9 protein-coding genes are annotated in these 8,040 nt (G+C 37.3%); 6 read left to right on the top strand and 3 right to left on the bottom strand.

Annotated features, from left to right (window positions below; translation table 11 throughout):
* Nucleotides 1–316, top strand: a 316-nt coding sequence (locus VEU72_01995; protein HYL65907.1) for a hypothetical protein, incomplete at its 5' end; no start/stop codon positions are given.
* Between the two features lie 179 nt (nt 317–495).
* Here VEU72_01995 and VEU72_01990 read toward each other — a convergent pair.
* Entirely contained in the window at nt 496–1,338 is an 843-nt protein-coding gene (locus tag VEU72_01990) for a hypothetical protein (GenBank protein ID HYL65906.1), read from the bottom strand.
* 221 nt (nt 1,339–1,559) lie between these two features.
* Nucleotides 1,560–2,075: a hypothetical protein gene (locus tag VEU72_01985; GenBank protein ID HYL65905.1), complete on the bottom strand. Its 516-nt coding sequence runs from the start codon at nt 2,073–2,075 to the stop codon at nt 1,560–1,562.
* Between the two features lie 271 nt (nt 2,076–2,346).
* Between VEU72_01985 and VEU72_01980 the strand changes: the two genes are divergently transcribed.
* Both VEU72_01980 and VEU72_01975 read left to right on the top strand, forming a co-directional pair.
* On the top strand, nt 2,347–3,672 hold the full coding sequence (locus VEU72_01980) for a hypothetical protein (protein HYL65904.1): 1,326 nt from the start codon (nt 2,347–2,349) through the stop codon (nt 3,670–3,672).
* Nucleotides 3,673–3,991: 319 nt separating this feature from the next.
* A complete protein-coding gene (locus VEU72_01975) occupies nt 3,992–4,465 on the top strand; it encodes a hypothetical protein (GenBank protein ID HYL65903.1) in 474 nt (157 codons plus the stop codon).
* A 37-nt stretch (nt 4,466–4,502) separates the two neighbouring features.
* Here VEU72_01975 and VEU72_01970 read toward each other — a convergent pair whose 3' ends face one another.
* Nucleotides 4,503–5,279, bottom strand: a complete 777-nt coding sequence (locus VEU72_01970; GenBank protein HYL65902.1) for a pentapeptide repeat-containing protein — start codon at nt 5,277–5,279, stop codon at nt 4,503–4,505.
* A gap of 343 nt (nt 5,280–5,622) precedes the next feature.
* Between VEU72_01970 and VEU72_01965 the strand changes: the two genes are divergently transcribed.
* From VEU72_01965 to VEU72_01955, 3 genes are all read left to right on the top strand, one after another.
* Nucleotides 5,623–7,077: a YHYH protein gene (locus tag VEU72_01965; protein HYL65901.1), complete on the top strand. Its 1,455-nt coding sequence runs from the start codon at nt 5,623–5,625 to the stop codon at nt 7,075–7,077.
* A gap of 89 nt (nt 7,078–7,166) precedes the next feature.
* On the top strand, nt 7,167–7,568 hold the full coding sequence (locus VEU72_01960) for a hypothetical protein (GenBank protein HYL65900.1): 402 nt from the start codon (nt 7,167–7,169) through the stop codon (nt 7,566–7,568).
* Nucleotides 7,569–7,675: 107 nt separating this feature from the next.
* Nucleotides 7,676–8,040: 6-bladed beta-propeller (locus tag VEU72_01955; GenBank protein HYL65899.1), on the top strand; the 365-nt coding region annotated here is incomplete at its 3' end.

The raw sequence follows: 8,040 nt of genomic DNA, 5'->3' as shown, positions 1-8,040 counted from the left end.
CACCGGTTTATGCGAGTCTCCCTCTTGTACGTCAGGCTCTATCTACAATCCTAACACCGGTTTTTGCGAATCAGGTTCCTCCCCCTGCCCATCAGGATCAACCTTAGATCCTGTCACTCGTCAATGCATATCACCTCCTTTATGCTCATCCGGAACATCTTTTGATCAGACCAGTAATCAATGCATAGCCACACCATCCCCAACATCAATTCCAGAATTTCCATTTTCATTTAGCTTGGTAATTATTTTTCTAGCTGTTGCAGCAGTGTATCTTTCTATAAGACAAAAGATGATACCAAACATCAAGCGTTTTTAGCTACAAAAAATAATTCTTAAAATAAAAAAAGTTTTGTAGCGAACATTACAGTTTTTGAACTAACAGTTAGTCCGAGTCCAAGAAATTTTGTGAAAAAAACTTACAAAAAGTGTGCAGTAAGCTCATCGGAGTAGCTACAAAACTCTTTTCTCTTTTTTATTTTAAAAATTAATCCTGTTCTAAAATCGCTTGATGTTTGGTATCATCTTTTGTCTTATAGAAAGATACACTGCTGCAACAGCTAGAAAAATAATTACCAAGCTAAATGAAAATGGAAATTCTGGAATATCTGCAGCTGTGTTGACGGTTATTGATGTACTGCCTGAGCTAGTATAGTAATCGGTATCGCCGTTGTATGCACCAGATATTTTGATTCCGCCCAAATCCTCATCGCCTGCTGTAAATACCACAGAACAACTACCTGCTAAAAGAGTACAAACTGTATTACTGAGTGTACCAAAAGCGCTAGTGGTCGAGATGTTGACTGTACCAGTTGGAATGCTGCTTGGAAAAGAAGTATCTTTCACAGTGATAGTACATGATGTAGAACCTCCAGGATGGATGGGTGATGGGATACATGCTACTGTTGTACTTGTGGGATCTTGAGTTGTTAGAGTAAAAGTAATCGAGCTTGGCTTTCCTGTGTTAAGGTGATATGTGATTCCACTATCCTTACCGCTATGTCCAGAAGCTAGAATGTAATAATCAAAAGAACCTGTTACAACTTTGCCAGTGTTTGCATCAACAGCAATAAACACTCCCGTTACATGGAAACCGCCTGGTGCAGGAGGATAACCTGTAAATGTTACAGTACCATGCGAGGTCAATGATTCACCTGGCAATTTAAAAGAGATCCCACTCCCAACCGAGGCACTTCCCCCAACGGGTATTGTAAAGATACAAGAGAATGTTGTGCTACAGCTTGTGGCAGAACCAATTATTGTAGTCGCATTTGCATCATGAAACATCACAATATACATTAAAACAGCAAATACTGGGAGAAAAAGAATTTTTTTATCCATCATAGAACCTTACCAATCAATTCCTTTTAAGTCTAGTGCAGAATTTTTTAGTGTAAGTAAATATCTTGACATACTATTCTTGGTTTTCTTTGGCAAAAGTTTCAACCAGATAAAATTACAACACGAACATAAATTGTAAAAAATAAAAAATTTGTAAAGTTTTGTAGCGAACCTTACAAGACTCTAACCATTGGTTTAAGGTGGTCAAAGGCCGACATTTGTTAGGATTGATTTTTTTTAGTTAATTTTATCTTCTTCAAACCACTTTTTTTAAGATGTTTTACTAGGCGCCTAATTGTCTCTTGCTCGTTTTGGGAGTGTTTTATTTTCCTTATGATTTTTTCTTCGAGTGTAGAACCTACCTTGTCACCTACCATCTTGAAAAAAATACTAGGACTGTTTTTATTGATTTTTGCTCTGACTGATACATCGTTTTTTTCTATGTTAGTCTCAAGTTCCTCAAAGAGTGAAACATATTTTGTTACCAGTTTCTGATTTTTCGTTAGGGTATGACCAGCTGGAAACAAGAGATAATCTTGTAATAACGACTGTACCTTTCTATATGTCAAAGTTTTAGATAACTTGGACTCATGAACAATTTCAGGGATGGTTTTTGGTCTTGTTGCTATATTCAGAATTTTTTTCTTGTCCTCATCTCTATATGAGCTCAAAATCATAATTAGCATTGATTTGTCAGTTATCGTAACCCATATAGGATTATCAATAGTCTGCCTCATAACATACGGATACGTGATTGGTATATCGAGGTTTTGATAAAATTCACTTCATGCCGTGCTATCTACTGTTAAACATCACATCAAATTTATCCTAAAAGAGGTTTTAGAAACAAGGATTGATTTTTAAAATAAAAAATTGAGGAGTTTTGACTACTAGTAATGTATAACTGGTATTTAGCGAGTCTTACTGGTTTGAGCTAAACATGACTGAAAATAAATTTGGAACAAATTTGGAATAATGCTTATGTGATATGAGACAAAGCAAGGTGCAATGAATAAAAAACTGAGATACTTGGGATTATTACTAATCCTTCCAGTATTTACGGTCGCATTGACATCAACTTGGGAGACATTACCTGTCGCAAATGCTCTTACAAGCCGAAGCAGCTTCAATGACAACCACTATACGGCACTCTATCCTGGAGGTCCAAGAATTTGTGGCGATCATGTTTGTGCACCAGGTGAGTATGACAAAATGCAACAAGAGCTTTCTCAAGCGCAGATGAAAGGTAAGGCTGGTTCTACAAGTACACAAACCATGATGCAAGGACAAAACATGTCAGACCATTCCATGATGCAAGCTCAGAATATGCATCAAGCCATGGCTAGCTCAGATCTTGGCTCTGTACTAAAACTATCCAATGCAAATCTTCCATTGGTAATTCCACTGGTAAGAGGATTGTACGATGGAAAAGATGTGTTCTATATTACAACAGAAGCATCAGATTCTGATGCGGCAACAGGACTGACAAAGTTCACTAATTTTCCAGTGACTTTTGCACCAGCATTAGCAAATACTCCTCCAGCAGCATCTGCTAATATCTATCTGTTCAAAAATGGAATAAAGGGTCCTGGAATTATGGGCTTTCAACCGCAAATAGTTGATTCTATACCAGGTGATGCAAAGTACAGCCCATTATGGCGAGTAAACGTTGTAGAATGGAAAGACCCAACATCTGCAACCATGCTTGGTTCTGAAGATGAAGTTTTAGCAGCAGAATCAAATGGCAAGGTTACTATCACACCAACACACATCGTTGTCAACTGCCCAATAGTACAATGGGGAGGAAACAAAGAAGGAACCATACAAGCAGGACACATGAAGATAAGAGATGGCATAACAGAATCGGGCTCATATGGAAGTGCTCAGGTGTTAAACATTGATACACAAAAAATGCAAGTAACCTTTGTTGCTCATCGAGGATTTGCACCAGATGGCTCTACCATATACTATATCGCAACTGATGCATCTCAAATGGGTCCAGCTGATATGCTTGGTATAGTTCTAGCAAGCAAAACTCAGGCAACCATAACAACTAGCTCATCTGCAGATCTGTACCAGTTCTCAAATGGTATCAAGGGCAGCGGACCTCTTGGATTTCAGTCAGGAGTTGGAGCTACAAAGCCAGGTGATCAATACTACAGTCCAATGTGGAGAATACAGGTCGTAACATGGAAAGATCCGTCAATGGCAACCGTACTAGAGAATACTCAAGATTTAACCAGTAAAAGCGACATGACAACGACAACGCTAGCTGGTTTTATCGTAAACTGTCCATTCTTTAGTGTAGACACTGTATATTCTCACATGAAGTGAGATAATACAGTTCACTTTTTTTTATTTTCAAATCATAATGTAGCAATCCTTGCAAGACTCGAACCATTTACTTTTGGATAACAGTATTTCAATAAGATCCATTAAATCAAAAACAATTCTGTACTATTCCATGACATATACTTGCAAGTTTTGTAAATTGGAATTTTATTCAAGAGAAGGGTTTGAGATTCACATCTTGCGTAGACATACAAAACCAATTCCTAAAGGATTGGATCATTTTTCCTAATTAATGAAATGGTAGGTTATTGTATTATCGATCCTTGTTTTATATCAGCAAGTGCTCTTAAAAGAAAGATCTATGAATATTAAAACTCCTGTCGCCACTTGGATTTTAGCACGACTATTTAATGAAAATAAACCTGTATTAAGAAAAGATTTGCTAAGAAATCTCTGTCAGGCATCATTTGATTCGATGACCTCTGATGATGATTTTTCAAAAACTACTGAAATGTTAGTTAAAGGAAAATACATACAGAGTGTTGATATTGATAATGCAACTGGAACAACAGGCTATTTAATTACAGAAGAAGGTATTATTGCATTTAGACGACAAATTTCTACAGCTCTAGAAAAAATTCAACGCCAGCTTGACAAAATTCCCTCAGTTACCAGAAATTCAAAATTTACAAATATAGTTAATGCACTAAAATCAAACTCTAATATCTTAACTACATCTATTAAATTATGCATAGATAATGCTCCGCAAATCTTGGAATTTATTAAAACTGTTACAAATGAATTACGATCTGTAGGAATACTGGTTTCATCTTGATAGATGATTCAATCTAGAAAAAAAGAAAGTGGTTTGTTTATGATAAGGGTATATCACTGCAAAGGACACTTCCAAAACATGGCGGATTTGCATGTGTAACTGTGATAGGTGAGAAAGGATTGTCAGTAACACCAGTAAGATTTGCACCACTGAGGTTTACACCACTGAGGTCTGCATTATCAGTAAATATTCCACTGAGGTTTGCATAACTGAGGTTTGCATCTGTGAAACTTGCACCGTGTATCAATACACCGCTGATGTTTGCACCAACGAGGTTTGCGCCTCGGAAGCTTGAACCCTGTAACTGTGCACCTTGTAAGTTTGCACCGGCTAGGTTGGCACCAGTAAAGTCCATAGATTGTAGGTTAGCACCGTGGTAATCACAACCTGCAAGATTCGAAAATGAAAGTTTAGTTGGATCCGTACTTAGTGCACTTAGAGGCGGACAATATGTGCTAGCACTTGGACCTGCTGGACCCTGTGGACCTGCGGGACCTTGAGGACCTATTGCACCGGTTGTACCTGTTGCACCAGTTGGACCTGCTGGACCGATTGGACCCTGTGGACCAGGAGTTAATGATATGTTATGTATTTCAGTCTCCAAATTAGAAATGGCAGTACAGACAAGTGCTTCAAAGCTGTTCCTATCGTCAATCGTGGCACAAAATGAAGCAAGTGTAGTTGGATGATGTGTTCCATGTGCATCTCTGTCATCTGCAAAAGCGTTTCCAGTTGCAAGAGGACTTGCTGAAAGTAAAACACCTGCAAATATTGCAATAGAAGATAATAATGTTATACTCCCAACCCGACGCATTGCAAAGTAAACCTTTTTCTAATTATTAAATATGCTCATTTTCTCTAACTAGAATTCCATTTTTGGAAATATCTTGTTTTTTAATGAAATCTTTAACTTTGTTTTTCCTAGCTGCAAAAATTCTGTTCAACGATCAGTTACAAAAGTTAGTACAAACTAAAGTACTTTCAAACTTGACATCCATCATTGCTAGTATTCTTGTTCTTCAAACCATAACTTTCGTAATGATAAAGATAACGAGTCTTACAGGACCCAAATCTTCAGTGTATTCAGACCTGTGAGAACTAGAACTTGTATTAAAAGTTAATTACTTGAATAAAATGAATTCTGATAATTGAAGGTAATGATTATACTAATGATTGCAATTGCTATCGCTTCTAGTGTTTTCATATTTGATTTACAAGTAAGCGGGCAAGAAAGTTACAGTTTTCCATCATGGATAAAAAACAATGCCAAGTGGTGGTCGCAAGGACAAATTAGTGATGATGACTATATCAACGGTATGCAGTATCTCATGCAAAAAGGAATCGTACAGATACCAACACAAGGACAATCTGTAACTGGAACTTCTCAAACTATAACAAAAAATAATGCTGGATTATGGGCAGCGGGACATCTATCAAATGATGAGTTTGTAAAAGGAATTCAATATTTGATACAGAGCAGAGATTTAAAAATACCACAATCGAATTCCAATAACTCAGAATCTGTTACAAACAAGATGGCAAATGACAATCAAGTATTGACAGACAGCGACCTTCTTGCTATTTCAGACAATACATATGCAGATGGAAATATTCCACTTGGTGACGGAAAATATGTCACTTCAGGACCAAAGAAGGGATACATTTACCTCTGTAACGTGCCTCCAATGGGTCAGGGAGCTCAGTCAAGTGGACCGTGGATTCACGGGAATACATGGAACTTTTTAGAGAAACTTTCAGTGAGCGGATCAGTTTCTTGGCCAAATGCAATGTTTACAAATGTTGTTTCAGGTAATACTAGAACATTATCTGGCAACGACTTGCCAATTAGTCACACGACTGGTACATTTCCAATATCTTCTAGTGATCCTGTTAGTAAATATGATATGAACCCAAACTCGATTTCTATCCAGTCATATGATGATAACATTCCTGTCAATCCAGTATATTCAGAAACTCCTTACTGCATTAGAGGCGAAGTTGGCATCATGCTATCAGGTGTTCCGCTCTTTGATGGTTTTGATGCAGAATTGCGTGATGCACAAGCGCACGAAGCACAAGATTCTTGCAGCGGACATCCACAAAATAGTGGAGAGTATCATTATCATGGATTGAGTTCTTGTTTTAAGGATATCAATGAAAAAACAGTTCTTGGTTATGCCCTTGATGGTTTTCCAATTACAGGCCCACAGGTGGCAGCTAACAAGTATTTGAAAACAGATGATTTGGATGAGTGCCACGGCATTACAAGTGAAATTATAGAAAATGGTGCAGCTACTACAACATATCATTATGTCATGACATATGATTTTCCGTATTCTGCAAGTTGTTTTCGAGGCAAGCCAGCAGAATATATGGTGATAAGTAACGGACAAACTGGACAAAATAGTCAGGGCAGTCAAGGTTTACCAAACCAAAATGTGCCAAACCAAAATGGACCAACTCAAGGTCACACTCCCCCACAAGAAGCAATAACTGCTTGTAGTGGAAAATCAAGTGGAGATTTATGTTCATTTACATCACCACACGGTGATATGATTTCTGGTACGTGTCAAACACCGCCAGGAAATTTGCTTGCATGTATTCCTAGATAGATCCTTTGGTCTTTTGACAAACTAGAAGAAATCTACATAGAAAATCTACATCAATTTTTTAAACTTAAAACCACAAATTAGACTAACTTTTGAAAGCAGAAAATGTCGTAGCAATAATCCTAATTGTGGGAGCAGGAACTATGAGTGCATATTTTGTTATCTCGAATTGGTGGTCACAGACGCATCCAACAATACCTCATGGAATATCTTGTGGCACAGAATTAAAGGAATTTCAAAATAATCTTGAACTCTCAAAAAGACAACAAACGGAAATAATAGTCATGACTAATCAAACACTAAAAAAACTCATTGATGATAGTAGTTATTGCGAATTCATGGGGCTTTCAACTCTGTATACAGAGTTTGGTACTTACCAAGTTCTTAATATCAATCTCAATGATACCAAGTTACTCACTGCCAAAGTTAGTTTACAAAACAACACGGTAATTTCATATCAACTTGATCACCTTACAAGGAACTACTCGAAATGAAAAACTCTACATCTTTCAATAATTATAATTTCCAATTGTGGTAATACAGATTCTATAAAGATCGATTTTTTATAGATCTTGCATGTATGTTCGATGGGTGAGGGTTGGTGAAAAAAATTCTTTTTCTTGTAATATTTGCAATTTTTGTCACAGTCATAATTTCATCTCATCAAGATGTTTGGGCAATAAGCGTGCCAACCTTTTTGTTCAAGTTCGGAAGTGCTGGTACTGGCATTGGGCAATTTAATAATCCAGATGGAATAGCAGTAGACAGCTTACACAGAATTATTGTTGCTGACACAAACAATAACCGCATCCAAGTTTTCAGCTCAGCTGGTAATCCTCTCTTCCAGTTTGGAACGTCTGGTTCTGGCATTGGGCAATTTACCAGTCCACAAGGTGTAGCAGTAGACTCGTTAGGTAACATCTATGTTGCTGACACAAACAATAACCGCATCCAAGTTTTCGATTC

Source organism: Nitrosopumilaceae archaeon, from assembly GCA_035631875.1.
Taxonomy (GTDB): Archaea; Thermoproteota; Nitrososphaeria; order Nitrososphaerales; family Nitrosopumilaceae; genus TA-20.
This window is presented reverse-complemented; position numbering and strand designations above follow the sequence as displayed.